Consider the following 22,979-nt stretch of genomic DNA (forward strand, 5'->3'; position numbering starts at 1 on the left):
TGGACGTCGTGGGATCATGCGATTCGGGACGGACAGCGGTTAGGCTTGCGAAAACGTCCGACGGCACAGACCGGGAGAACCCGTGGGCACAGAGATTTCTGCTCGTTCGTTCACCGGGGCAGACCGCCGACAGTTCCGGCACAAGGTTCGTGAGTGCATGGGTGCGCTCGAACGCATGCTCCGTGATGGCGCATTCGCCGATGCGCACTCCTCGCCCGAGCCGCAGCTCGGCATGGAGATCGAATTCAACCTGGTCCAGAGCGACATGGCCCCGGCAATGTCCAACCTCGAAGTTCTCCAGGCGATCGACGACCATGCGGTCTTTCAGACCGAGCTCGGCCAGTTCAACGTCGAGATGAACGTCGAACCGGGCCCACTCACCGGCGACGCGACCCTCGAGATCGAGGATTCTCTTCGTCAATCCCTTCGGCGAGCCGACGAACGCATGCACCTGTTCGACGCCCAGCTCGTCATGATCGGGATGCTGCCGACACTCGAACTCGACCATCTCGGTCGTGATCGGATCACCGCGAATCCACGCTACGAGGCACTCAACGAGCAGATCTTCGCGGCCAGAGGCGAAGACATCGAACTCGACCTCGACGGTGTGCCCCTCCCAGGAACGGAGGAGATCGAACGGTTGCGCGCCGATACCAACTCGGTGGTGCCCGAAGCGGCCTGCACGTCACTGCAACTGCACCTGCGGGTGGCACCCGAAGACTTCGCGCCGCACTGGAACGCGGCGCAGTGCTTGTCGGGGGTGCAGGTGGCCCTCGCGGCGAACTCGCCGTTTCTGGCGGGCAAGGCACTGTGGCACGAGAGCCGGATTCCCCTGTTCGCCCAAGCAACCGACACGCGGCCGCTCGAGCTGAAGAACCAGGGTGTCCGTCCGCGGGTGTGGTTCGGGGAACGGTGGATCGAGTCCCCGATCGATCTGTTCGAGGAGAACTCCCGCTACTTCACTGCGCTACTCCCGGAGATCACCGATGCCGATCCCGCCGCCGAACTCGACGCGGGCCTGATTCCGCAACTGCGCGAACTGCAGATGCACAACGGCACCATCTACCGGTGGAACCGTCCCGTCTACGACATCAGTAACGGCCAGGCGCACCTGAGGATCGAGAATCGGGTCCTGCCAGCGGGACCGACCGTGCTCGACACCATGGCGAACGCCGCGTTCTACTACGGATTGCTGCGGGCGCTCGTCGAGGACGACGACCCGCTGTGGCGGCGGATGAGTTTCGATGCGGCCGAAGAGAACCTGATCATCGGTGCTAAGCACGGACTCGAATCCCGTTTGTACTGGCCGAAATTGGGTTGGGTCGCTGCCGACGAACTCGTCCTGCGGCGATTGCTTCCGCTCGCCGACCGGGGTTTGGACTCGTTCGGTCTCTCGGCGCAATCCCGCGACCGCTACCTCGGCGTCATCGAGGGGCGGTGCCTGAACCGGCGCACAGGCGCCGCGTGGCAACGCGAGCACGTCGCACGACAGGAAGCAGGTGGGACCGACCGGAAGACCGCGCTCACCCGGATGATGCGTGACTACGTGGAGAACATGCTGACGGGAGCGCCGGTCCACACCTGGAGTTGACGGCCGATCAGATCCGCAGCGACCGCGCGACCACAACGGTGGGTGCCACCACCACCCGGTCGGTCGGTGGTTCGTAGCCGGGCACAACGCTCAGATCATCCGACAGGTCGATGATGCGCAGTCCCACTCGGTCTTCGAGGACGCTGAGAGTGAGAGTCACCTCGACCCCTTCCGGCCCGGCCCCCCAGAACCGGAATCCGAAATTTTCTGCCGGTTCGGCACGGTGCCCGTCGACGGTTGCGCCGTGAACGGTGGCCGTGGTGCTGTCGACCCACAGGCCGACGGCGTTCGCGCCTCGTGGAGACGACAGGCGCAGGCGGAGTTCGCGGGCACCGCCGGCCGACGTGTCGTCGAGCACCTCGACCTCGGGAGCCTGGAGAGGGGCGACGGGTGCTGGACCGTGTGCCATCTGCTCGTCGCGCCACGGGAATTCTACGGGCAGGGGACTTGCCTGGTCGATGAGTAATTCGCGGCTCCACTCGGAGCGAGGGGAGTCCGGCGAAGCCCAGACCGCGGTGTCGAGATCGCTGTTGAGCGCGTACCACAGGTGTTCCTGCCGTGGCTCTGTCGCGCCGTCCCGGTTGAGGAATCCCGCGACGAGCGCGCAGACGAGTACCGATGCGAGGGTAGCGGTTCCGGCAACGCGAGTAACGGAGGCGATGCCGACAGAGGTGCGGGATGACGGAAGTACGGCTTCCCACAGCGTGAGGGTCAGGACGAACAACACCGCGACGAACACTCCGGCGAGGGGGGCACCGAACATGAGTCCGGCGTCGAACGACAGCACTACAGCGGGGACGAGGAGCACAGCGGCCGGGATCGAGCCGATCGTCACCGCTACTACCGGAAGCGGTGGACGGTCCACGACGAATCGGGCGACGTGCATGCCCACGAGGGCCGGCAGTGCGGGCAGAACCAGCGCCGATGCGGCACCGCTGAACGGAAGCGCGACCGCTGCCACCACTGCGATCAGAACGAAGGCGCCGACGACGAGAGACCCTGCGGACAGGTGCTTGCGGGCCCACAGATAGGCCGTGATGAGCACACCCAGTGCTGCGACGACGGCGGCGAGTTCGTACATGCCCGGGCGGTAGGGCTCCGAGACGACGGGCGACGCCATCCCCGGAGCGAGCCGTTGGGCGAGCCACCACGGTAGCCACGCTGCGAGCGCCGTGGCTCCGACGGTGGCGACCGACACCCCAGCGGCGGCGGCCACGGACCAGATACTGGCCTCGGCTCGCCGGATCCGTGCGATGACGAGCCACCCGACCGCGACGAAGAACAATGCGGTCAGCGCAACCTCCACCCACCGCGCGTAGTAGAGCAACCCCCACGGCGTGGTGGTCACGACCTTTTCGCCTCCCGAATCGAGCTCGGTGAGGTCGGCGTCGATGAGAGAGTGCGCGGTGGCGAGGGCGATCTCGCCCATCTGTTGCAGCGACTCGTGGCTCAGCCGGTCGGGAGTGTCGAGTGGGCTGTGATAGAAGGCCGAACCTCGGGAGATCGCCGTGTCGTATGCGTGAAATCCGGCGTTGTCGAAATGCTTGAAGTCGGTGTCGTTGGGGAGCAGCTCGAATCCGAGTTGCGTGAGGGAATCCGCGCTGGCGTCGGGTGCGCCGGCAAGAGCCTCGATGAGGGCACCATTGGGGTCGGAGATACGAAAGGTGACGGGTGCGCCGGAGTTGCCGCGTGCTTCGTGGTTCAGGACGACAGTGGGTCCGAGGGACGGCGAGCGTGTGCTGGTGAACATGTCGGCGCCGAGAAGTCCGTCCTCCTCGCCGTCGGTGAGTAGGACCATGATGTCGTTGCGCGGCGGCGGTCCGGCGGTGATCGCGCGGGCGGACTCGAGGACGGTGCCGATCCCGATCCCGTCGTCCCCGGCACCGGGCGAGCCCCGCACGGTGTCGTAGTGGGCGGCGAGCACGACCGTCCCGGTGGGATCCGTTCCGGGCAGAAGGGCAACGATGTTGTGCACTCGGGCACCGCGCTGCGTTGTTCCGTCTTGGGGAGAGAACCAGCCCACCCCACTCTTGACGGAGGTACGCCAGCCCAGTTCTTCCAGCTCACCGACGAGGTACTCGCGGGCAGCTCGGTGAGCGGGGGAGCCCAGCGCACGGGGTTCGGCGGAGACCGCTTCGATGTGGGTGGCGGCGCGGCCTGCACTGAAGACATCGTCCGCCGCGCCGGTGTCGAGCGGTGTTGCCGGGGCAGGCAGCAGCACAGCTGCGAGCCCGACGACGAGGAGAGCGAGCAGCGTGAGGAGACTCGGCAGCCGGGGCAGAACCCGAGGGTCGTCGGACGCGGTGGTGTCCATGGACCGAGCGTAGCGGTCAAAACGGGCAGAACCCCGGCCGACAAGCCGGGGCACTGCCCATCAGTGGATCACTCGCGTTCAGGCGCCCGCGGGTGCCCAGCTATCGGGGCCGAACACCTCGTAGTGGATGTTCGCGGCGGGCACGTTGCGCTCGATGAGGGCCTCACGCAGCGACATCATGAACGGGAGCGGCCCGCACAGGTAGGCGTGGGTCTTCGGGTCGAGCGGCAGGTCCGTGATGTCGGCGCGGCCGACGCGGATCGTCTCGAGCGGCTGGCGTGCGCCGAGGTCCTCGTACCAGCGGTACACATCGGCCGACGGGATCTGCCCGACGAGGGTCGAGAGTTCGTGCCGGTGTGCATGGTTGGCTACGGACCGGTCTGCGTGCAACACCGAGATCGGGCGCTGATCGCCGACCTCTGCGAGGTGCGAGAGCATGCCGATCATCGGGGTGCAGCCGATACCGGCGGAGGCGAGGAACAGGGGGGCGTCCTCATCGGTGAGGACGAGGTCGCCGAAGGGCATGGTCACCTGAAGTTCATCGCCTTCGAAGAGATTCTGGAACAGGAAGTTCGAGACCTCACCAGCGGGAATGACAGTTCCGTCGGGGGCGGCGGAAGCGGCCACGCTCTTGACGGTGATGCGCCAGTCGCCCTGCGACGGAGCATTGGACAGGCTGTACTGACGGATCTGGCGGGCGCCGTCGGGGAGCTTGACACCGACCGAAAGATACTGTCCCGGGCGGAACGTGGGCAGCGGAGCGCCGTCGAGTGAGGTGAGTACGAACGAGACGGTGTCGGCGGACTGGTAGACACGCTCGGCGACACGCACGGTGCGCCATACATCTCCGACCTCGACGCCCGCTGCCTTGTAGAGGTCTGCCTCGAGGGAGATGAGGGTATTCGCCATCAGCCAGTACACCTCGTCCCAGGCTTTTGCCACCTCGGGAGTGACTGCGGCACCGAGAACTTCGACGATCGCCGCGAAGAGGTGCTCGTGCACGATCCAGTACTCGTCGGGCTTGATGCCGAGCGAGGCATGCTTGTGGGCGATGCGCGAGAGGATCGCTTCGACGCGGGCGGGATCGGGATCGAGCTGGAGCGTGGCGAATGCTGCGATCGAACCGGCGAGTGCCTTCTGCTGCTCACCCTGCTTCTGGTTGCCCCGGTTGAACAGGTCGCGTTCGAGTTCGGGGTGCGCCGCGAACATCTTCTTGTAGAAGAGGGGAGTGATATCGCCGATTGCCGCGCCGACGGCGGGCAGTGTCGCGGCGATGACTTCCTTGGATTCGGGCGAGAGAGTCATGGTGAACTCCATTTCCTGTCAGAGTGTGGGCTGGGTGAGGGTCAACAGGACCGGTTCGATCTTCGATGTGGTCAGGTCGGCGACGGTGATGTCGTCGAGAGTGGCGTAGAAGGCCTCTTGTGCATCGCGCAGTGCCTTCCTGAGTGTGCAGCCGTGGCGGAGAGGGCACGGGTTCGAGCCCTCGCAGTCGACCACTTCTTCGTCTCCTTCGAGCTGCCGTGCCAGCCACCCGATGGTGGCGGTGCGGCCGAGTTCGGTGATGGCCAGCCCTCCGCCTCGTCCGCGACGGGTGGTGACGACGCCGAGCTCGCTCAGCCGGGCGACCACCTTCGTCGTATGTGCATACGACAGATGTAGCTGCTCGGCAACGAGTTTCGTTCTCGGCACGTAGTCCGCAGGGGATGCGGCCAGGTGCATGACAACTCTCAGTCCGAGATCGGTGAACTGGGTGAGTTGCATGCCCACACGCTAGTTAATTTGCATCCAGAATGACAATTTAGTGTGACGTAGATCGCTGTCGGAATGTCGTTGTCTCGCTTAGGTCTCCGACCGCAGGGACGAAAGTCCATTCCACACCACATCGTTAGGGACTAGTCTCGATCTTGTGAAACCTCACGGTGAAACACCTCGGGACCACAACAATGTGACGGTCGGTGTGGATGGATCGCCTGCATCCACCCGGGCGATCCGCTGGGCCGCGACCACCGCCGCCCAGCGCGGACTGTCTCTGCATCTGGTGCACGCGGTCGACTTCGCCACCACGGGATGGACCGCGACCCCCTTCGTTCAGACCTCTTCGATCTTCGAATGGGCGGAGGAGGATGCGCGGGTCGTTCTCGGTGAAGCCGAGCGGGTGGCAGAGGAGAGCGCCCCGGGCCTCGAGATCACCGCCGCGGTGGCCCTGACCGGAACCGCGAGATGGCTGGTCCGGTTGTCGCAGGAGACTCGGATGCTCGTCCTCGGGGAATCCGGAAGTGGCCGTCTCGGCGAGATGTTCCTCGGCTCGACGCCCGTGGCAGTGGTCGGCCACGCTTCGTGTCCCGTCGTCGTCGTGCGCGGTGAAGAGGCGCCCGAGCCCGACTATCGGCCCGTCGTGGTCGGGGTCGACGGCAGCCCGCTGAGCGAGAGCGCCCTGGTTGCGGCGTTCGAGGAGGCGTCGTTCCGCGACGTCGACCTCGTGGCAGTGCACATCTGGAGCGACATCAAGGTCGGAAGCATCGAGGCGATGCCCCTCGAATTCGAGCCGCAGGCACTCGAAGACATCGAGCGCGTGCTGCTCGGTGAGCGCCTGGCCGGCTACGGCGAGCGCTATCCCGATGTCACCGTCGTTCGCAAGATCTACATCGACGGACCACGCACACATCTGCAGGCGTGGAGCGAAAACGCGCAGCTGATCGTGGTCGGCAGCCGAGGTCGAGGCGGATTCAAGGGACTCGTCCTCGGCTCCACGAGCAACTCGCTCCTGCGTGAGGCCCACTGCCCGGTCATGGTTGTTCGTCCGGACGAAACCTGACGACGGTAGTGTTCGGGACACGGTCCACAGGCGTGCCCCGCACGCTGCAGAGTTGAGGTGCGTGCATGCGAATCGGAATGGGTTTGAACTACAGCGGCGGATTCGCCGAGACAGTCGCCGAGGTCGCCGACCTCGAGCGTGCCGGCCTCGACATCGTCTTCGTCCCCGAAGCCTATTCGTTCGATGCAGTGAGCCAGATCGGATATATCGCCGCCAAGACCTCCCGAGTCGAACTCGCGTCCGGCATCTTCCAGCTCTACACCCGGACACCGACGCTGACCGCGATGACCGCGGCCGGTCTCGACTACGTGTCCGACGGTCGCTTCGTCATGGGTATCGGAGCATCGGGTCCGCAGGTCATCGAAGGCTTCCACGGCGTTCCGTACCACGCGCCCCTCGGGCGCACCCGCGAGATCATCGAGATCTGCCGCAAGGTGTGGCGGCGCGAGAAGGTCGAGTACCAGGGCAAGTACTACCAGCTCCCGCTTCCCGAAGACAAGGGAACCGGGCTCGGTAAGCCGCTCAAGCTGATCAACCATCCTGTGCGCGAACGGATTCCGGTGGTCATTGCGTCGATCGGCCCGAAGAACGTCGAGTTGACCGCGGAGATCGCCGAGGGCTGGGAGCCCATCTTCTACTACCCGGAGAAGGTCTCCGAGGTGTGGGGCGACGCGCTGGCCAAGGGCAAGGCCAAACGCGACCCCGCGCTGGGTGAACTGCAGACCTACGTCCAGGTCGCGCTCGCGATCGGCGACGACGTCGACCACATGATCGACTGGGTACGGCCGATGCTCGCGCTGTACATCGGCGGTATGGGCGCGAAGGGCAAGAACTTCTACAACGATCTCGCCGTCCGCTACGGCTTCGAGAAGGAAGCGGCGCTCATCCAGGAGCTCTACCTGGACGGCAAGAAGGAGCAGGCGGCCGCAGCAGTGCCCGAGGATCTCGTGCGCGCCGTGTCGCTGATCGGTCCCGAAGGCTATGTGCGTGAGCGTGTCGCAGCGTTCGAGGAAGCCGGAGCTACGACCCTGAATGTCACCCCGCTCGCCGGCGACACTGCCGGTCGGGTTCGTCTGATCGAGCAGATGCGGAATATCTGCAGCTGACCCCTTGTCGGGTCGGCGTCACCATCACGGAGAGAGGTTCCGGACATGAGCGAGACCAAACCGATCGTCGTCGCGGTCGATGGGTCCGACGCGGCCTCGGGCGCGGTGATCTGGGCGGCCCGCGCGGCGAGTGCCCGATCGTTGCCGCTGCGCATCGTCACGGTCGTCCACGTTCCTGCGTTCTACTACTCGGAGCCCTACCTCGCGCAGAGCTTCCACGAGGAGATGAAGGCGACGGCCCGCGACCGCCTCGCCAATGCCGGGGTGCTCGCGCGGAAGGTCGTCGACGACAACAACGGCTCGGTCGAGATCAGCACCGAGCAGATCGAGGGCAAGATCACCAACACCCTGATCGAGCTGTCCGAACACGCCGACCGGATCGTCGTCGGGTCGCGTGGCCTCGGCGAGGTCAAGGGCCTGCTCGCGGGATCGGTGTCGACGGCACTGGCCGCCCACTCCGCGGCTCCCGTCGTCGTCGTGCGCGGTCGCACACTCGACGGAGCACCTCCGGCCGAAGGCCCCGTCGTGGTCGGTGTGGACGGGTCGGAATCCTGCCGGGCGGCCGTCGAAGTCGCGTTCGAAGAAGCTGCCGCACGGCGCGCGACCCTCGTCGCCGTCAACGTGTGGAGTGATGTGAGCGTGCAGCCGTCGCTGGGTGCCGTCCCCGAAGACCCGCATTGGAGCCGAATCCAGACCGGCGAGGAGATCGTGCTCGCCGAACGCCTGGCCGGCTTCCACGACCGGTATCCCGACGTGGTCGTCGAACGGGTCGTCGCGCGCGACCGGCCCGTGCGGGTGCTCAGTGAATATGCCGAGAGCGCACAGCTTCTCGTGGTGGGGTCGCGCGGGCGCGGCGGTTTCAAGGGGTTGCTGCTGGGGTCCACCAGCAATGCGCTGATCCAGACTGCGGACTGCCCGGTGCTGGTCGCGAGGTCGGAGACGGGCGAGGAGTAGGCGCGGCAGGGCGTTCGGGAATCGGACGCCCTGCGGGCGGCTGCGCCTGACCGTACGGAGACCCTACGGGTCCCTGAGCTTGCCTTCGGCCCCTTCCCCAACGCTGCCCGGTCGCCATACCCCGATAGACCTTCTCGGCCAGCACTTCTGGCCCCACGTCGGAGGTGACGTGTGGCTTGTACTGGACCCGGTCGGTTGTGTCGACCCGCGCGATCGGGTGCTCCACCGCCAGCTGCGGAGACGAAGGATACTGGCGCCCAGTCGGTTTCGTGCCGGGGAATGGCACCCCGGTACGCAGCGTCGATGCGCTGACGTCGGACCTGAGGAGATGAGCGACGAATGCCGGGCGTGCCGCGGTTACCGAAACGGCCCTTGCGCACGCCGGAGCAGGAGAAACACCTCTGGCCCCTCGATCAGCACTGCCGAGTCGGCAGGATCGAGGGGCCGGAAGTTCAGGACGCCGGTGAAGAACCTGGCGGGCAGGTGCGGCGTCGGCCGGCGCGGAAGAATGCGCTCGTGGCTCGTTGCTGATTCACGCCTCTGAAGGGCGTGTGGATAGAATCCACCGTACGGTGCATGACAGTCGCTTTCTGTCGTGTGCCCAGACCCCGGTCGGTGTTAGCGCACCTGCCGGGGTCGACCTGTATTCAGGCCGGTGGAGGGATGATGTCACGTGGCGCGAGTGGGGTCAACTCGAACGTTTGTTCGGTCGCTAAGGCCCTGTCTGCTCATCGGATCCGTTGAGTACGCCGGAGACGAGGAGTTGGACAAGGCGGTCGGCGTCGTAGTTGGGGTCGCCTGCTACTCCGATACAGAGGTTTCCGATGCCCCTCATCAGGTTGTATGCGTCGATCGGTGCGATATGTCCGGCGCCGCGATGGCCGAACGTGGCCTCGAGGAGTGAGTTGCAGACCGGTACGAGGCGGTCGACGAAGTAGGCGTGTAGTGCATCGGATCCGGCGCTGTCTCCTTGCAGTGCGCCGGCGAGGCCATGTTTGGTCACCAGGAATTCCACGAACAGTGCTACCCATGCGCGCAGGGCGGCTTCGGGGGTCGGGCTCTCCTCCAGCAGTCTCGGACCGGCGTCCGCGCACGCCTCGACCTGGTGGCGGTACACCGCCACTACGAGTTCCGGACGAGTCGGGAAGTGCCGGTAGATCGTTCCCATTCCGACCCCGGCTCTCGCCGCGATCTCCCGAACCGGTGCATCGACCCCGGAGATGACGAACACTGCCGCTGCCGCGTCGAGGAGTGCCTGTTCGTTCCGCCGCGCGTCGGCGCGCTTCGCACGGCGTCCGCTCTCATCGATCACAGAACACACTCTTTCATGCCGCCGGGGGTTGATATGCGGAACGTTGCTCCGTATTGTTCGGAACAGTGCTCCGTTTCCAATTCGTGCAGGGGCGACCATCGAAAGGACCCCGTCGTGACTTCTTCCGTCCTGACCACGTCACTTGTTTCCACCCTCGACGATCTCGTCGGCGACGGCACTCCCGTCGTGTCCGTTGCCCCCGTCGAACTGGCGGCCCATGGTCGCGCGCTACCGCTAGACGTGCGGATCTCGGCGCCCGCCACCGGCTCCGACCTGCCGATCGTGCTGTTCTCGCACGGCAACGGCTGGCATCACGACGGCTATGCACCTCTGGCCGCGTTCTGGGCCTCCCGGGGCTTCGTCGTGGTCCAGCCCACCCACCTGGACTCCAGGCGCTACGGGATCGCAGTCGACGACCCCCGCTTCCCCAATATCTGGACCGAGCGGATCGCAGATTTCGGACGCATCCTCGACCAACTCGACGTCGTCGAAGCTGCCGTCCCCGGCTTGGGCGGACGGATCGACCGCACCCGCATCGCCGTCGCCGGTCACTCCTGGGGAGCGCAGACCGCGCAGGCGCTCCTCGGCGCCCGGATCCTGGGCAAGGACGGGCAAGCCGGAAAGGATATGTCCGACAGCAGGGTCGCGGCCGGTATCCTCCTGTCCGCCACAGGTATCGGCGGTGAGGAGTTGAATCCCTTTGCGCAAGCCAACTTTCCGTTCATGCACCCGTCGTTCGGGCAGCTCACCACGCCGACGCTCGTCGTGGCGGGCGACCGCGACCAGTCCCACATGTCGAGCCGCGGCCCCGACTGGTTCACCGACGCCTACACCCACAGCCCCGGCGCCACCGATCTCATCACCTTCTACGAAGCTGAGCACGCACTGGGCGGGATTTCCGGGTACGAGGTTGCGGAGACCACCGACGAGCACCCGGAGCGTGTGGCCGTACTGCAGCGGATGAGCACCGTCTACCTCCGCTCCGCGCTCCGCATCGACGACAAGTGGACATCCGCCCGTGCAGCACTCAACGGCAGCGTCGACCCGATCGGCCACGTCCACAGCAAGTAATTCGGGTCCGCTGGACCGCTCGCCAGGCGGGGCATCGTGAAAGCGCAGTCAGGGCACTTGGTGTCCTGTACCTGATGTGCCTGGCATCCCCGGTTTACCGATCACTGCGGATCGATTCTCGGTGTGCCCATGTCGGCCGGGGCGAAGGACCTCCGGTCGTGGAACAGTGAGCAGGTGAACAAGTCCGACAACGATGCCCGCCGCCGCAGTGCCTGTGCTACCCGCATCAGGGTGACGACTGTGGTTCTCGGAGTGGTGTCGGTGCTGGCGGTGGCGTGTAGTTCGCCGTCGTATCCCGGTGAACCGCTCGAGACGCTGCCCGCCGAGACCGCCGGCGCTGTCTCGCTTGGGGGTCTCGGTGTCGAAACCTCCGGCGGCCGAACCTTGGTCTTCGCCTTCGACGACCATGGCACCGTCCTCGGTCGTATCGAAGGGGAGCGTGTCGATGCCACACAGGTGCTGTTCTCTGCGCATTCTCTGGTGACCGCCACGGGCGAGGCGATGACGGTGCTCACCGAGAGGGGGCGCACCGATATTCCGCTCGATGAGCACACCGGTGTGGTTCGTCCGGGGCCGATCGAACAGCTTCGTCTCGATCGGTCCCGATCAGCAGGTACGACAAGGATCTGTCGACGGCATGGTCCACACCACCGCGTACTGCAGGGACCGGCATGTCGCGATCGTCGAGGACATCCCCACGGCAATCGGCCCGCGCACGAGCCGGTTCTACGAGCTGCTGGCCTCAGGGGAGTTGCAGCTGCGGGGACAGTGGGAGACCGAACCCGACCACAGCTGGGCGTCGCGTACTTCGGTGTGCGCACCGGACGGCCGCTCGGTCCTGGCCTTCAATGCCGATTACTCGGCGGCGAGCATGAGCGCCGGTGGTCCGGCGATGACGCTGGTGGCCATTGACGTCGACACCGGTGCCCCTCAGCGCACTGCCTTGGTAATGCCGGAAGCTAGCGGAGGTGCGCTGCGGGAAACCCTCAGTGTGGTCGACGACCGGTTGTACTGGACCAACTGGGACCAACAGGTGCTGTCGGTGCCGGTGACCGGATCCCCGACGGTGGTCCACGAATGGACTGTGCCCGGGGCTGCCGACACCACGACGGTGTCCGTGCACGATGCGATCGTCACCGCGGTCGACTACCAGCAGCAGCCGGTGTGGTCGCGTTACGACCTGCGTACCGGTACCCCGATCGGGGAGCCGGTCGATTTGCCGTGGCTCGACTCGATCATCGGCTCGCCGGCCGGTGACACGATCTACACGCTGAGCAGCGTAGCCGGAACACCCTGAATGAGTGGTCTTCGGAAACGACACGTCGGTGTCCTCGTAGATTCCATGATGCACCGTCGAAAGGGTGAGGATTGCACCTCGAAAAGGGGGCCCGTAGAGGCGCGGCACGAATGATCGTCGTTTTTCAGCTGTCTGAATAGGATGCGGTCTGTGACGTGGAGGTGCCGTGGGGCGACCTGTGCTGCGCTTGGCGTCGTGGTTGCTGCTGCGGTGTCCTGAAGCTCGTTCACGGTCGGCGAGCGCGAGCCCGTTGACGAGGAGACGATCAACGAGGTTTTCCAGGATGTCGGGTTCACTGTGCCAAGCGGGTTCAAACTCGGGCAGGCGTATCAGTACTCGGAGTTTGTGGGCGAGCCTGCTCGAGCAGCGCGGTTCGATGGTCCTCCCGAGTTGGGAGACGGACAAGCGGTGGCCGCTGCCAACCCGGCCTACCCGGCGATGCAACCAGTGGACTGTGAGGCGGCGCCGATGGGTAGTTGGAGTCGGCTCGGATACATCTGCGTGCCTGGAACATTGACGACGCAGTACCCACCGGCGGGAGCTCTCGATACCGTGACGGTCGTCGTGACTCACGACAAGCGCAGCTCACACCTGTTCGTCTACAGCTCCGGGCACTGACGCTGCCGGCCCAGTGCGTAGCGAGTGTGAGTTGTCTATGGCGCAGCCGATGCTCATGGGGTCGACAGGATCGGAACACCCGCGCGCGATGGTCACGTTCACCGTGTGTGCGACCGGTGGTGGTCGAGGAGTTCGGCGAGGGGCAGGGGTGATGGGAGGGCGCCGGTGGGGGTATGCAGGGCGGTGATGTTTCCGTCGGTGATCCACACGGTGCCGGTGCTGTCGACGGTGACATCAGGTTCGGGGGTATGGATTTCGGTTCGGGCGATGATCTGCCCGGTGGGGTCGGCGAGGCTGAGAAGCCAGTACTCGCGATTGTCGCGGGGGTCTCGGTCGCGGTCGTGGTGCTCGATCCATATCCGGTTGCCGACGGTGCCGCCGGACAGGCCGGGTAGCGGCCAACGTGCCGGGGGATCGGCGTGCAGGTCGGGTCGCAGTGTGCGGATGGTGCCGCGCAGGTCGATGACGGCGGGTGGTTCGGTGGTGAGGAGGGCGTAGTCGTCTATGTCGTCGAGGGGCGGCCCGATGGTGATGTGTCCGTCGAGGTTGATGGCGACGATGAATGTGGTGGTCGGCCACGTGTCCCGGCGGCGCATGAGGATGCGAAATCCGTTGTCGTGTGCGGTGACCGAGCTGATGAGTCCGGCGGGAACGGTGGTGTCGTCGTGGTGGGGCTCCCTATCGGGGTGCCATACGCTGATCCGCGTTGCGGTCTTGTCGGTGGTGCAGGTCAACAGTGTTCCGTTGTGTGCTGCCGAGGCGTTGACCCAGCGGTCGTCGAGACGCTGCACTGCTCCGGTGTCGGCGGCCCGGAAGATTCCATACCATCCGGCGATCCAGCATCCGGCCGGATCGGCATGGACCTGCCACGGTGAGCGTCCCGGCTCCGGAGCTATCCGTGCGGGTAGCAGAACTTCGCGCACATCCGCGGGGTTGTCGAGATCTATCCGCACCACCAGCGGCAACGGCTCGTCGGCTGCCCACATCACGTGCCCGGCTGCGGAGATCGCACGTGGGATGACCGAGGGCCGTACCGCGGGTGGTGGCACATCGTCGAGGTCGAGTTCGGTCAGGATCCCGGGTTCGTGTCGGCCCGCGCTCTCCGCCTCGCCGAGACTGCGGGCTGTGATGACTCGTCCCCGCACCGACCCGGTGGTGGCGTAGGCGAAATCGCCGACCAGACGGCCGGTGAGTCGGACGCGGCCGATGGCGGGGCGTGGGCTGTACCAGGTCGCCGACCAGCCATCTCCGCGCAGCGGAATCCGCCAGACCCACGTCTGCGGCATCGTCGGAAGCGTATCGGCGGCCGGTTCGAGTGCCGGGGGCGCGAGCGGTTCGGCGTCGGCCTCGATCGTCGAGAGCGTCGGGTCGTGTGCGTCGGCTGGTGCTTCTTCGAACACTAGCCAGAACACCCCGACTTGTCCGACCGTCGGGCGGGGGATCTGTCCGTCCTGGATCGCTGTCCGACCTGCCAGCAGCCGCAGCTGCCGGGGCGGACGGAGCTGTGTGGTGTGTTCGGTCATCGGTGTGACTCCCGGGTACTCCGTCCCTATGACGAAGAGAGTCAGCATACATGCGATTGTGTGCGGCAGTATGGGCTTCGAATCGTGTTCGGCTAGCGAAGCCCCGGCAGTGGCCGTCGAGGGAGGAGCGGGGAAAGTCGTGAACTAGGGGTGTCGGGGGAAGCAGTCCTTGGTGGCCGCGGCACTTCTCCGGTAGGAGGGCACGGCCCGACTACGGTCAGGGCGAGGGAGGTAGCTTCACGCCTGCCCGCAGAAGAACGCCACCGACGTCGGGAGAGACAGGGATGCGCACAGCCACGTATCTGATTGGTGCTGCACTCGTCGCGGTGGTGGTGGGCTGTGCGGCACTCTTGCAGCGCAGCACCCTGGTATCCCCGACCCGGGCAGCCAGGAAGGACCCATTGTGACCACTCCGCACGACCCAGCCCCGAAGAGCGAACCCGAGCTCGAGGGCGACTACGACGTGTCGCTCGAGGATCCGATCATCGAGGACGGTGAACCCACCACCTGGGAGGAGTTCGCCCGCGATGCTGCCGTCGGCCAACACCCGGACGATCTGCCGGTGGCGGGTGGGGGCGCGATCACGGTCACCGAGGACGGCCAGGAGCGTCCCTGATAGCAGGTTTTGCTTCGCCGTTGTGGCTGGCGTGGCGATCGAACCACCGCCGCGTCGTCCATGCACCGCGGGCTCAGCAGATGTCTTCCGTGCGAAGGCCATTGCACGAAGTCGTAACCCGCGAGTTGGGTTTGTGCTGTGTCCGCCGCCCACCTCGCCGCCGCTTCGCGAACGACGCGTCCGTGCGGATCGTGCCGTCGCACAGCGAGAATCCGCTGATCCCGGTGGTACCGCTCCAGCCGATCATGACGGCGTCGCCATGCCCGACCGGCAGTTCCCACATCAGCCGATCCGGGTTTACATCGCGGCCGTACCGGAAGCACCGAAGATCACGCGCGACCGCCACGATCGCGTCCACCCACACCTCGGGTGGATCGACACCCGCGGTGGGGTTGTCGTCGAACTCCGGATCGCGGGCCCGACGACCTGCTTCCGATCTTTCGGCACAGCGATCTGTTGTCCGCCGCGGTCTGGGATGCCCCTTCGTGTCGTTGAGTGTCCCGATGCGAGCCATGACAAGATCGACTGATGATCACCGTGTTGCGCTGGGCGTGGGTACTGCTCGCCGTGATTACGGCCGCCTTGGGCGCCTTTGCGGCGTCGAATCCGATACTCCAGATCACCGACTGCGAGCTCGGGCTGTCGGCTACAAGCCCTTCTGAGTGCTACGAATCGATCTGGAGCTATTTCGGAAATAGCATGGTGATCGTTTTGGCTGTGCCGACGATAGCGTGCTTGTTCCCGGCCGTGGTGCCGCGCTCCTCTGTGGTGTGGATGGTCGCCGGCTCGCTGATGGTGGCCTCGGTGCTCGGATTTTCTGAGGCGATGTCGTCCACGCCGTCGTTGTTGGGCGTATACGGCTTCTACCTGCCGATTGCGCTTCTTGCTGCTCTCTTGGCAATTCAGCATCTGGGGATCGCCCGCCGCCAGCGCACTTCGAAAGCTCGGCGCACCGTCAGAGAATCAACGTCCGGTATTTGAAACAGGTAGAGCCACCGGGATCGTGTCTCCGGCTGCCCGTAGGTGGTCCTCAGCGAGGAATCCTTGATATCGACGCCGACGTCAGAGCCAACACGAGTGACCTCGCGATGGATACCACTGGCGACAGTGACGCTGCCCAAAGCTGCCGACGGCATGGTTGGTCGATGCCGTCCCATGTCGGGCATTTCCGCCCGCACACCCACAGCTTGCCCGGGCCGAGAAGTTCGTGCGCGCGGAGCCACAGGCGAGCAGGAACTCGGTGCTCGACCGCTGTGTCCGGGAAGCGGACCCGGAATCGGATCGGCTGGAGTGCCCTCCGGTTTGTTGTACAGGCGCGATCATGCAGCGGCACCGGGCCGCTGTCGGGCGAGTTCGGCGACCCAGAGGACGCGCCTGCGGGGTGTCTGCGGGTCTTGACCTGCCTGATGTCCCCGTGCGCGGCCGGTCAGACGACGTGGTATCCCAATTCCACTGCCGCGCTGTCGATACGGCGTGTAAGTCCCACGTGGGACAGCGGCAGTGAGAACACCGGGTGGGTGGGGAAGGCGTCCGCGGCCTGCTCGAACAGTGCCACGCACAGCTCACCGGCGAATCTGCCGCGGTACGCGATCCCGTCGAGGTGCGGGTGGGCGCGGTGGATCGCCCTGGCCCACGCCTGGGATCTAGAGTGCGGGCCGGAGTCGAGGGAGTGGTTGCAGCCGAGCCGGGTCGGCCAGGTGCCGCCGGCGAATCCTCCGAGATCGAGCAGTGTCAGTGGGCGGCCGGGGGTCAGAGCCGAGAGATACGGGGCGCGGTGGACTCGGTCGATCACTCGCGTGTCCTGGAAGACCTCGGCGAGGGCGCCGCGTGGGCTGCTGGCTCCGTACCAGATGCCGTAGCGGGGGTGGTCGGCTCTCGGCCGGGGATGGTGGTCGAAACGCAGCAGCGGTCCGTGGATGCGGAAGCCGTGCCACGGCAGTACATGAGCGCCGTCGGTGGCGTGGATACGCCAGAGACGGCGGGTGCCGGCCGCGAGGGTGACCAGCTCGTCGTCGCGCACCCCTGCGTCGCGCATGTCCGCGATCGGGGGTGGGGTGGTCGTGGCCACTAGCTAAGGCTCGTCGCGCGTGCGACGACCTCGAGGACAGCGGGAAGGTCTTTCTCTGCTGCCGCGGCGGTGAGGAACTCGATGACCGAGGCGCGGTGACCGTCGACGGTGAGGTCGTCGCGCGGCATGGTCAGCACCGCGTTGACGGTGAGGGGGTGCAGGTCGGTGGGCAGGTGGGGCAGGATCCGGTCGAGGTACGGCACCATCCCGGTGTCGGTGAACTGCGCCTTCGGGTACAGGCGTCCGCGTCGGTCGACGTCGTCGAGGGCCCAGAGTTTGCGTTCGATCGAGGTGAGTTGGCGGACCCGGGGGGCCTTGACCTGCAGCAGGTCCGCGACCTCGGTGGGGGTGAGGGCGGTGCGACGCAGCTCGCTCATGGTCTGGGCCCGTCCCAGCGCGACGGAGAAGCTGGCGTGTTCGCCGTCGTCGGTGAAGCCGGCGTCGTCGAGGAGTTCGGCGTCGTGGCGCGAGAGTGCGCCCTGCGGTTGCGCGGAGCCCAGGGAGGCGAGGTAGTCGAGCGCCCCCGCGACGGCGGTGCGGTCGACGGGGTGTCCGACGGTGCGGGTCAGTGCATCCTCGAACGACAGGGTGCCGGCGGCGTATTGTTCGGCGGGGCCCCGGGCGTGACGATCGTCTGCGACGGTCACAACATCCTCCTAACGGCTATTAACAGTGTAGTTCAGTGTTGATTTCTCGGCTACCGGTGGTCGTGGACATGGCAGGATTCGGGCGATCCGCCCATGCTCGGTCCTCGGTGGCAGGCGAAATGTTCCCGCCGCACTCAGGTCACCCGCGACCGCGCGATGATTCTCAGGAGCTCTCCCGGAAAGTGCTGTGGCGCATGAATTCCTCGTCGGCCCCACCTCGACATTTTCGGTACGCGTGGGCACGCGGCTCGCCCGCGATGCTGCCGTCGGCCAACACCCGGACGATCCGCCGGTGGCCGCGCGCCCACGCCGCCGGCCGAGGAACCTGCCCCGAGCAACGAGCTCGAGGGAGCACCGGACACCGTCGACGCAGCTCCCACCCCGCGAGTTCCTTCCGAGTCCGACGGGGACGTTCCTCTGGCGGCGTGGGCGGCGCTGAGGGGTCAGTCAGCACCCGAAGTGGCGCGTTTTCGAGTTGGAGAATTCGCCGACGTTCGACCAACTCACCGGACAGCGTGTCGTCGATTTGTCCCTGAGTGTCGATGAGACAGCGCTCTGTTCAGCGCGACCCCCGCGGTGAAGCTGGGCGCAATATGATTCGTCGCCATAGGCTTCCGTCGTACCCGACTGCGCCGAAGCTGTCGACCTGGTCAGCCGAACTCGTCGACGCCGGCCGTTCGCACGCGACGCCACATGTCGGCCGGGTGTACACCCTCACGGATTGCGTTGTTCTCGATGAGGATTCCCAGCATTTCCGTGCAGGTGTAGGCGAGGTCTTCGAGGGGGAGACCGCTGTAGCGCGCCGCCAGCCACCCCGAGGTGTTGCCGGCCTTCGCTGCCTGCGCCATGTCCAGAACAGTCTGGAACAGATCGGAACTCGACGGTTCCTCCAGTTCGATGGCGGTGAGTTCTTGTGTCACCTTCGGCGATCCTTCCTCACAGTCAGAATCCGATCCGCATGATCAGCTGCGGCGGGGTGGCCATTCCCAATCGTGCGCCGAGGCGATCGGCGGAGTCTTCGATCCTGAGCGGATGGGTGAGGACCGACGCAGAGAGGCGGGCATCGACCGCCGCCAGCCATGCACGCTCGGTGGCCATTCCGATCCGGACCAGATCGATCGGGTCGGCCGAAGCAGCGTTGAACAGCAGGACGGTCTCGCGGTCGATCGCGTCGGCCAGCGCCGAGGGGTCGGGCACGTCACTGGTGATCAGTGCTTTCCCAGCGGCACCGTTCTCGTCGAGAGTGGCATCCCAATGCTCGACGACCTCGGAGTTGCCGTCCGGCTGCCAATGCGACATCCAAGAGAACATTTCGCGCTGATAATGAGGATTGCGTCGCTTGGCCTCGGCCGAGTAGGTGAGCATGTCGGCGAGAGCAGGGGCCTCATCGGACGCCAGCAGACGGATCCCGACGCCAGGAACGCGGGCGCCTGCGGATACGACGTCGCCGATGGTCTCGGCGGGCACAGGGATGTCTGCGAAGGCGTCGCGGTGGCTCTTGCGATGCGAGATCGCCGCGTAGAGCCGCAGGTCCGAGCTCGTGGGAACAGCAGACCCGCGCGTCTCGATACGCGCGACGAGCGCGGGACGACCGGGGTCGGGACACAGATCGGTGCGGGTCTGCCTGCCGAGGACGCGCATCGCGAGCTCGAGATGGGCCACGGCGGTACCGCACGAGATGAGCCGGTCCGGGCGTAGCGGATCCGCGCCCGGGTCTGCGAATTCGAGGCGTTCGTCGAGCTCCGCGGCGGAACCGGGGAGTCGCAGGTTCCACGGTTGAGTGTCGTGCACCGAAGGCGCCTCGATGACGGCGCGCGCAATGATCTCCGTATCGCTGTGCGACCAGGTTTCGGAATCGACGGTCATTGTTACCCTCCTCATCCGGCCATCACTAGGTGCCGACACATGTCCCGGTGTAGTACGAGCCTCTCGCACGGACGCGGGAGGGTGCAGGGGGCAAAGGTCCCGAAACTGACGTCGAATGGCCCTGAGGCGAATACGGTCGTGGGGAGCTGCGACGATGGCACCATCGAGCTGAACGAAAGGTGCGTGCGATGCCCCGCATATTTCTCGTCGACGATCACGAGATCGTGAGACGCGGACTGGTGGACCTGCTCAGCAGCGTCCCTGACTTCACCGTCGTGGGTGAGGCCGCGTCCGTGGGTGAGGCGCTGGCCCGGATTCCAGGTAGTGGCGCCGACGTCGCAGTGCTGGACGTTCGGCTTCCCGACGGCAACGGCGTCGAACTCTGTCGGGAGTTGCGTGCCCGGATGCCGGAGTTGCGCGCGCTGATGTTGACGTCGTACTCCGACGACGAGGCGCTGTTCGATGCGATCATGGCGGGTGCGTCGGGGTTCGTTCTCAAGCAGATCCTCGGCACCGACCTCGTGTCGGCGGTCCGCACCGTGGGCGAGGGCGGCTCTCTGCTCGACAGCCGCGCCACCGCCGCCCTGATGAATCGGATCCGCGCGTCGCGGACCGCGGATCCGCTCGCGGAGCTGTCCGATCAGGAGAAGGCGGTGTTCGAGCTGATCGGTGAGGGCATGACCAATCGTGAGATCGCCGAGCGGCTCTTCCTCGCCGAGAAGACGGTGAAGAACTACGTGTCGCGGTTGCTGGCCAAGCTCGGGATGCAGCGCCGCACCCAGGCCGCGGTCCTGGCGACCGAGCTGCGTAAGAGCAAGGAGCAGGGGCACTCCTAGTCTTGCTCGGCTGCAGTTCGATTCAGATCGGAGCTCGCCACGACAACCGGGTGCCGCCGTCGTCGCCGGGTCCGATGAGGCATACGCCTCCGCACTGTGTGGCCCGGCGTTCGAGGTTGGCCAGCCCGCTTCGTCGTGCTGTGGAGGGGAGTCCGGTGCCGTCGTCGAGGATCTCGATGCTGAAATCGTCCTCGGCGGTCACCGACACCGTGATGTTCTCGGATTGCGAGTGCCGCAGCGCATTGCTCAGGCCTTCGCGCAGGACGGCTTCGGCATGAGGGTGGATGCGGTCGGGAACCAATGTGTCTATCGGACCGATGAATTGAACATTGGGTGCAACTGTCGAGTGGATGCTGAGATCGCCGACGACGTCAAGTAGTCGCCGCCGGAGGCTGGTCCCAGCGGAGGCTCCCGTCGTGTGCAGATCGAATATGGTCGTGCGGATCTCGCGGACCGTACGATCGAGTTGTTCGACGGCGTGATGAACCACGTCGGTGACGCGCTCGGTGTCGGTGCCGGGCATCAGTACGCTCTGCAGGCTCATTCCGGTTGCGAACAATCGTTGAATCACGTTGTCGTGCAAGTCTTGTGCGATGCGGTCGCGATCGGCGAGGACGTCGAGAAGTCGCTTCTTGCGTTGCTGCTCGGCGAATTCGAGTGCCACTGCCGCGAGATTTGCCATCGAGTCGAGACGCGCGATCTCCTCGTCGTCCCACGGGTCGGACCCCGCTTCCCGGGTGACGATGAGCACGCCGGTGATCGTGGACGTCGCCGACAGCGGCAGCACGATTGCGTTGCCCTCGTTGCCGTTCCCCGCCGACGGTAATCCCGTCAGCGTGTCGGTGAGAACCGCCTGCCGGGTCTTGAGTGCATGCAACACCGGTGTGTCGGTCAGGTCGATGCGTACCGTGTCGGCTGCAGGGGCCGTCGGTGACGCGGCTCGGAGCGTGCCGTGCGACCCGTCGACGAGGACCACGAAAGCGCCTGCGCCGCGAGCTAGTTCGCGAACCTGACCGGTGAGCAGACTGAGCGTTTCGTCGACCGAACCACCCACGAGCAGACGTGCGTTGATGGAGGCCATCGCCGCGAGCCACCGCTCGCGGGTCAACGATCCTTCGAACAGCCGCGCGTTGTCGACGGCCATTCCGGCGGACGTCGCCAGCACTTTCAGGATCACCGCGTCTTCCTCGGTGAACTCCGGCTCTCCCAGCTTCTCGGTCAGATAGATGCTGCCGAATACTTTGCCGCGGATCATGATCGGGGTGCCGAGGAAGGATTTCATCGGCGGGTGGTTCGGGGGAAACCCGATCGAGGCCGGATGTTTCGACAGATCGGCCAGCCGCACCGGACGAGGATCGTTGATCAGCAAACCGAGGATGCCGCGGCCCTCCGGCAGATGCCCCATCCTGCCGCGCTGCGTGGTGCTGATGCCCTCGTAGACGAACTCCGACAGGCCGCCGTCGACGGCGCGAACACCGAGTGCCCCGTATCGGGCATCGAGCAGCGATACCGCGGCCTGCACGATGCGCTGCAACATGGAGTCGAGTTCGAGTCCCGACCCGACCAGGAGCACCGCCTCGAGCAGGCTGCGCAGTGTTTCCGGGTTGGTGGCGGTGTCGTCGAGACGGTCTCGCAGTTCTGCCAGCAGCGTGTCGATCGGAGCTTCGGTGATCGCGTCGGGCATGTCGTTCACAGGGAGTCTCCCAGCAGATCGAGTACCGCGGTGACCGTCCGGTCGGACGGGTCGGACTTCGTGCGGCTCAGATCGTGACCGGCAGCCGGTACCTCGATCAACGCTGTAGCTCCCACCACCATCGCTGCGGCCTCGCGGACTTCGTCGACTGTGCCGAACGGGTCGCGGACGCCGTGCACGAACACCGTCGGCACAGTGATGCCGGGCAGATGTTCGGTGCGGGCCTTCTCGGGCTTCCCGGGGGGATGCAGCGGGTAGGACAGCAGTACGAGTGCGTCGGCGATCTCGGGCTGCTCCGCCACGAGCATCGACGTCTGACGTCCTCCGTAGGAGACGCCGCCGACCAGAATGGGGCCGGTGTGCCGCTCCCGCAATGATGCGGTGGCGTCGGCCACCCCCGCCCGGTCTTCGGCGGCGCGGGCCGGTTGTGGAGGCCCCTTCGGGTTGCGTCGCCTGAACGGCAGGTCGTAGCGCAGCGCGAGGAGCCCGTGTTCGGCGAAGCGGCCGCACATCAACTGCAGGATTTTTGCGTCGCAGTTGCCGCCGGCACCGTGAGTGAGGGCGATCGCGCCACGAGGCTCACCCTCGGGGACATGCAGGTGGCCGTGCACGGTGTCGGTGTCCAGCAGTTCGACGCTCACCAGACCAC

General features: G+C 66.0%; 22 protein-coding genes. 10 read left to right on the top strand and 12 right to left on the bottom strand.

The genetic code is table 11. The annotated features are described in order from the left end of the window. Positions 1-82 precede the first annotated feature (82 nt). Positions 83-1,591, top strand: coding sequence for a glutamate-cysteine ligase family protein (locus ACFWB0_RS04655; RefSeq protein ID WP_378489258.1), 1,509 nt, complete (start codon positions 83-85; stop codon positions 1,589-1,591). Positions 1,592-1,598: 7 nt separating this feature from the next. On the opposite strand, the gene ACFWB0_RS04660 is transcribed toward ACFWB0_RS04655, so the two are convergent. The 3 genes from ACFWB0_RS04660 to ACFWB0_RS04670 form a co-directional block, all read right to left on the bottom strand. Further along, positions 1,599-3,905, bottom strand: a complete 2,307-nt coding sequence (locus tag ACFWB0_RS04660) for a M28 family peptidase (protein WP_378489259.1) — start codon at positions 3,903-3,905, stop codon at positions 1,599-1,601. 78 nt (positions 3,906-3,983) lie between these two features. Beyond that, the gene (locus ACFWB0_RS04665) at positions 3,984-5,210 is read right to left on the bottom strand and encodes a globin domain-containing protein (protein ID WP_378489260.1); all 1,227 of its coding nucleotides are present in this window, start codon (positions 5,208-5,210) and stop codon (positions 3,984-3,986) included. An 18-nt stretch (positions 5,211-5,228) separates the two neighbouring features. After that, positions 5,229-5,669 (bottom strand): RrF2 family transcriptional regulator, encoded by a 441-nt coding sequence (locus ACFWB0_RS04670; RefSeq protein WP_378489261.1) that lies wholly within the window; start codon positions 5,667-5,669, stop codon positions 5,229-5,231. Positions 5,670-5,814: 145 nt separating this feature from the next. On the opposite strand from ACFWB0_RS04670, the gene ACFWB0_RS04675 reads away from it, so the two are divergent. From ACFWB0_RS04675 to ACFWB0_RS04685, 3 genes are all read left to right on the top strand, one after another. Further along, positions 5,815-6,723: a universal stress protein gene (locus ACFWB0_RS04675; RefSeq protein ID WP_378489262.1), complete on the top strand. Its 909-nt coding sequence runs from the start codon at positions 5,815-5,817 to the stop codon at positions 6,721-6,723. 65 nt (positions 6,724-6,788) lie between these two features. After that, positions 6,789-7,829, top strand: coding sequence for an LLM class F420-dependent oxidoreductase (locus ACFWB0_RS04680; protein ID WP_378489263.1), 1,041 nt, complete (start codon positions 6,789-6,791; stop codon positions 7,827-7,829). Between the two features lie 45 nt (positions 7,830-7,874). After that, positions 7,875-8,783, top strand: coding sequence for a universal stress protein (locus tag ACFWB0_RS04685; RefSeq protein WP_378489264.1), 909 nt, complete (start codon positions 7,875-7,877; stop codon positions 8,781-8,783). 712 nt (positions 8,784-9,495) lie between these two features. Here ACFWB0_RS04685 and ACFWB0_RS04690 read toward each other — a convergent pair. Beyond that, on the bottom strand, positions 9,496-10,095 hold the full coding sequence (locus ACFWB0_RS04690; RefSeq protein WP_378489265.1) for a TetR/AcrR family transcriptional regulator: 600 nt from the start codon (positions 10,093-10,095) through the stop codon (positions 9,496-9,498). Positions 10,096-10,209: 114 nt separating this feature from the next. Here ACFWB0_RS04690 and ACFWB0_RS04695 point away from each other — a divergent pair, with 114 nt between their 5' ends. The 3 genes from ACFWB0_RS04695 (at position 10,210) to ACFWB0_RS04705 (ending at position 13,081) form a co-directional block, all read left to right on the top strand. After that, a complete protein-coding gene (locus ACFWB0_RS04695) occupies positions 10,210-11,166 on the top strand; it encodes an alpha/beta hydrolase family protein (RefSeq protein ID WP_378489266.1) in 957 nt (318 codons plus the stop codon). A 544-nt stretch (positions 11,167-11,710) separates the two neighbouring features. After that, complete coding sequence (locus ACFWB0_RS04700; RefSeq protein WP_378489267.1) at positions 11,711-12,463, top strand: hypothetical protein; 753 nt, start codon at positions 11,711-11,713, stop codon at positions 12,461-12,463. A gap of 468 nt (positions 12,464-12,931) precedes the next feature. After that, positions 12,932-13,081: a hypothetical protein gene (locus ACFWB0_RS04705; protein WP_378489268.1), complete on the top strand. Its 150-nt coding sequence runs from the start codon at positions 12,932-12,934 to the stop codon at positions 13,079-13,081. A gap of 98 nt (positions 13,082-13,179) precedes the next feature. Here ACFWB0_RS04705 and ACFWB0_RS04710 read toward each other — a convergent pair whose 3' ends face one another. Next, positions 13,180-14,604 carry a hypothetical protein gene (locus ACFWB0_RS04710; RefSeq protein ID WP_378489269.1) on the bottom strand — a complete coding sequence of 475 codons (1,425 nt, stop codon included), beginning with the start codon at positions 14,602-14,604 and terminating at the stop codon, positions 13,180-13,182. Positions 14,605-15,007: 403 nt separating this feature from the next. On the opposite strand from ACFWB0_RS04710, the gene ACFWB0_RS04715 reads away from it, so the two are divergent. Further along, positions 15,008-15,220 carry a hypothetical protein gene (locus ACFWB0_RS04715; RefSeq protein ID WP_378489270.1) on the top strand — a complete coding sequence of 71 codons (213 nt, stop codon included), beginning with the start codon at positions 15,008-15,010 and terminating at the stop codon, positions 15,218-15,220. Positions 15,221-15,293: 73 nt separating this feature from the next. On the opposite strand, the gene ACFWB0_RS04720 is transcribed toward ACFWB0_RS04715, so the two are convergent. Beyond that, entirely contained in the window at positions 15,294-15,734 is a 441-nt protein-coding gene (locus tag ACFWB0_RS04720) for a hypothetical protein (RefSeq protein WP_378489271.1), read from the bottom strand. 14 nt (positions 15,735-15,748) lie between these two features. On the opposite strand from ACFWB0_RS04720, the gene ACFWB0_RS04725 reads away from it, so the two are divergent. Next, entirely contained in the window at positions 15,749-16,201 is a 453-nt protein-coding gene (locus tag ACFWB0_RS04725; RefSeq protein WP_378489272.1) for a hypothetical protein, read from the top strand. A gap of 445 nt (positions 16,202-16,646) precedes the next feature. On the opposite strand, the gene ACFWB0_RS04730 is transcribed toward ACFWB0_RS04725, so the two are convergent. The 4 genes from ACFWB0_RS04730 to ACFWB0_RS04745 all read right to left on the bottom strand — a co-directional run bounded on the left by ACFWB0_RS04730 (position 16,647) and on the right by ACFWB0_RS04745 (position 19,801). After that, positions 16,647-17,288 carry an RES family NAD+ phosphorylase gene (locus ACFWB0_RS04730; protein WP_378489273.1) on the bottom strand — a complete coding sequence of 214 codons (642 nt, stop codon included), beginning with the start codon at positions 17,286-17,288 and terminating at the stop codon, positions 16,647-16,649. Next, the gene (locus ACFWB0_RS04735; protein WP_378489274.1) at positions 17,288-17,935 is read right to left on the bottom strand and encodes a hypothetical protein; all 648 of its coding nucleotides are present in this window, start codon (positions 17,933-17,935) and stop codon (positions 17,288-17,290) included. The genes ACFWB0_RS04730 and ACFWB0_RS04735 overlap by 1 nt, the downstream gene beginning before the upstream one ends. 650 nt (positions 17,936-18,585) lie before the next feature. Beyond that, positions 18,586-18,855 (bottom strand): hypothetical protein, encoded by a 270-nt coding sequence (locus ACFWB0_RS04740; RefSeq protein WP_378489275.1) that lies wholly within the window; start codon positions 18,853-18,855, stop codon positions 18,586-18,588. A gap of 22 nt (positions 18,856-18,877) precedes the next feature. Beyond that, positions 18,878-19,801, bottom strand: a complete 924-nt coding sequence (locus tag ACFWB0_RS04745) for a nitroreductase family protein (RefSeq protein ID WP_378489276.1) — start codon at positions 19,799-19,801, stop codon at positions 18,878-18,880. A gap of 188 nt (positions 19,802-19,989) precedes the next feature. On the opposite strand from ACFWB0_RS04745, the gene ACFWB0_RS04750 reads away from it, so the two are divergent. Beyond that, positions 19,990-20,637 (top strand): response regulator, encoded by a 648-nt coding sequence (locus ACFWB0_RS04750; protein ID WP_378489277.1) that lies wholly within the window; start codon positions 19,990-19,992, stop codon positions 20,635-20,637. Positions 20,638-20,659: 22 nt separating this feature from the next. Here ACFWB0_RS04750 and ACFWB0_RS04755 read toward each other — a convergent pair whose 3' ends face one another. Both ACFWB0_RS04755 and ACFWB0_RS04760 read right to left on the bottom strand, forming a co-directional pair. Next, positions 20,660-22,321, bottom strand: a complete 1,662-nt coding sequence (locus tag ACFWB0_RS04755) for a GAF domain-containing sensor histidine kinase (RefSeq protein WP_378489309.1) — start codon at positions 22,319-22,321, stop codon at positions 20,660-20,662. A 5-nt stretch (positions 22,322-22,326) separates the two neighbouring features. Beyond that, entirely contained in the window at positions 22,327-22,971 is a 645-nt protein-coding gene (locus ACFWB0_RS04760) for an alpha/beta family hydrolase (protein ID WP_378489278.1), read from the bottom strand. Positions 22,972-22,979: the final 8 nt, after the last annotated feature.

Origin of the sequence: Rhodococcus sp. NPDC060086, from assembly GCF_042730275.1 — a bacterium.
Classification (GTDB): domain Bacteria; phylum Actinomycetota; class Actinomycetes; order Mycobacteriales; family Mycobacteriaceae; genus Rhodococcus.

What these genes read in the sequence shown, in the direction of transcription:
- ACFWB0_RS04660 (WP_378489259.1), bottom strand. Translation starts at nt 3,905, where the DNA reads ATGGACACCACCGCGTCCGACGACCCTCGGGTTCTGCCCCGGCTGCCG.
- ACFWB0_RS04665 (WP_378489260.1), bottom strand. Translation starts at nt 5,210, where the DNA reads ATGACTCTCTCGCCCGAATCCAAGGAAGTCATCGCCGCGACACTGCCC.
- ACFWB0_RS04670 (WP_378489261.1), bottom strand. Translation starts at nt 5,669, where the DNA reads ATGCAACTCACCCAGTTCACCGATCTCGGACTGAGAGTTGTCATGCAC.
- ACFWB0_RS04680 (WP_378489263.1), top strand. Translation starts at nt 6,789, where the DNA reads ATGCGAATCGGAATGGGTTTGAACTACAGCGGCGGATTCGCCGAGACA.
- ACFWB0_RS04685 (WP_378489264.1), top strand. Translation starts at nt 7,875, where the DNA reads ATGAGCGAGACCAAACCGATCGTCGTCGCGGTCGATGGGTCCGACGCG.
- ACFWB0_RS04700 (WP_378489267.1), top strand. Translation starts at nt 11,711, where the DNA reads ATGAGCACACCGGTGTGGTTCGTCCGGGGCCGATCGAACAGCTTCGTC.
- ACFWB0_RS04705 (WP_378489268.1), top strand. Translation starts at nt 12,932, where the DNA reads ATGGGTAGTTGGAGTCGGCTCGGATACATCTGCGTGCCTGGAACATTG.
- ACFWB0_RS04710 (WP_378489269.1), bottom strand. Translation starts at nt 14,604, where the DNA reads ATGACCGAACACACCACACAGCTCCGTCCGCCCCGGCAGCTGCGGCTG.
- ACFWB0_RS04720 (WP_378489271.1), bottom strand. Translation starts at nt 15,734, where the DNA reads ATGGCTCGCATCGGGACACTCAACGACACGAAGGGGCATCCCAGACCG.
- ACFWB0_RS04725 (WP_378489272.1), top strand. Translation starts at nt 15,749, where the DNA reads ATGATCACCGTGTTGCGCTGGGCGTGGGTACTGCTCGCCGTGATTACG.
- ACFWB0_RS04745 (WP_378489276.1), bottom strand. Translation starts at nt 19,801, where the DNA reads ATGACCGTCGATTCCGAAACCTGGTCGCACAGCGATACGGAGATCATT.
- ACFWB0_RS04750 (WP_378489277.1), top strand. Translation starts at nt 19,990, where the DNA reads ATGCCCCGCATATTTCTCGTCGACGATCACGAGATCGTGAGACGCGGA.
- ACFWB0_RS04755 (WP_378489309.1), bottom strand. Translation starts at nt 22,321, where the DNA reads ATGCCCGACGCGATCACCGAAGCTCCGATCGACACGCTGCTGGCAGAA.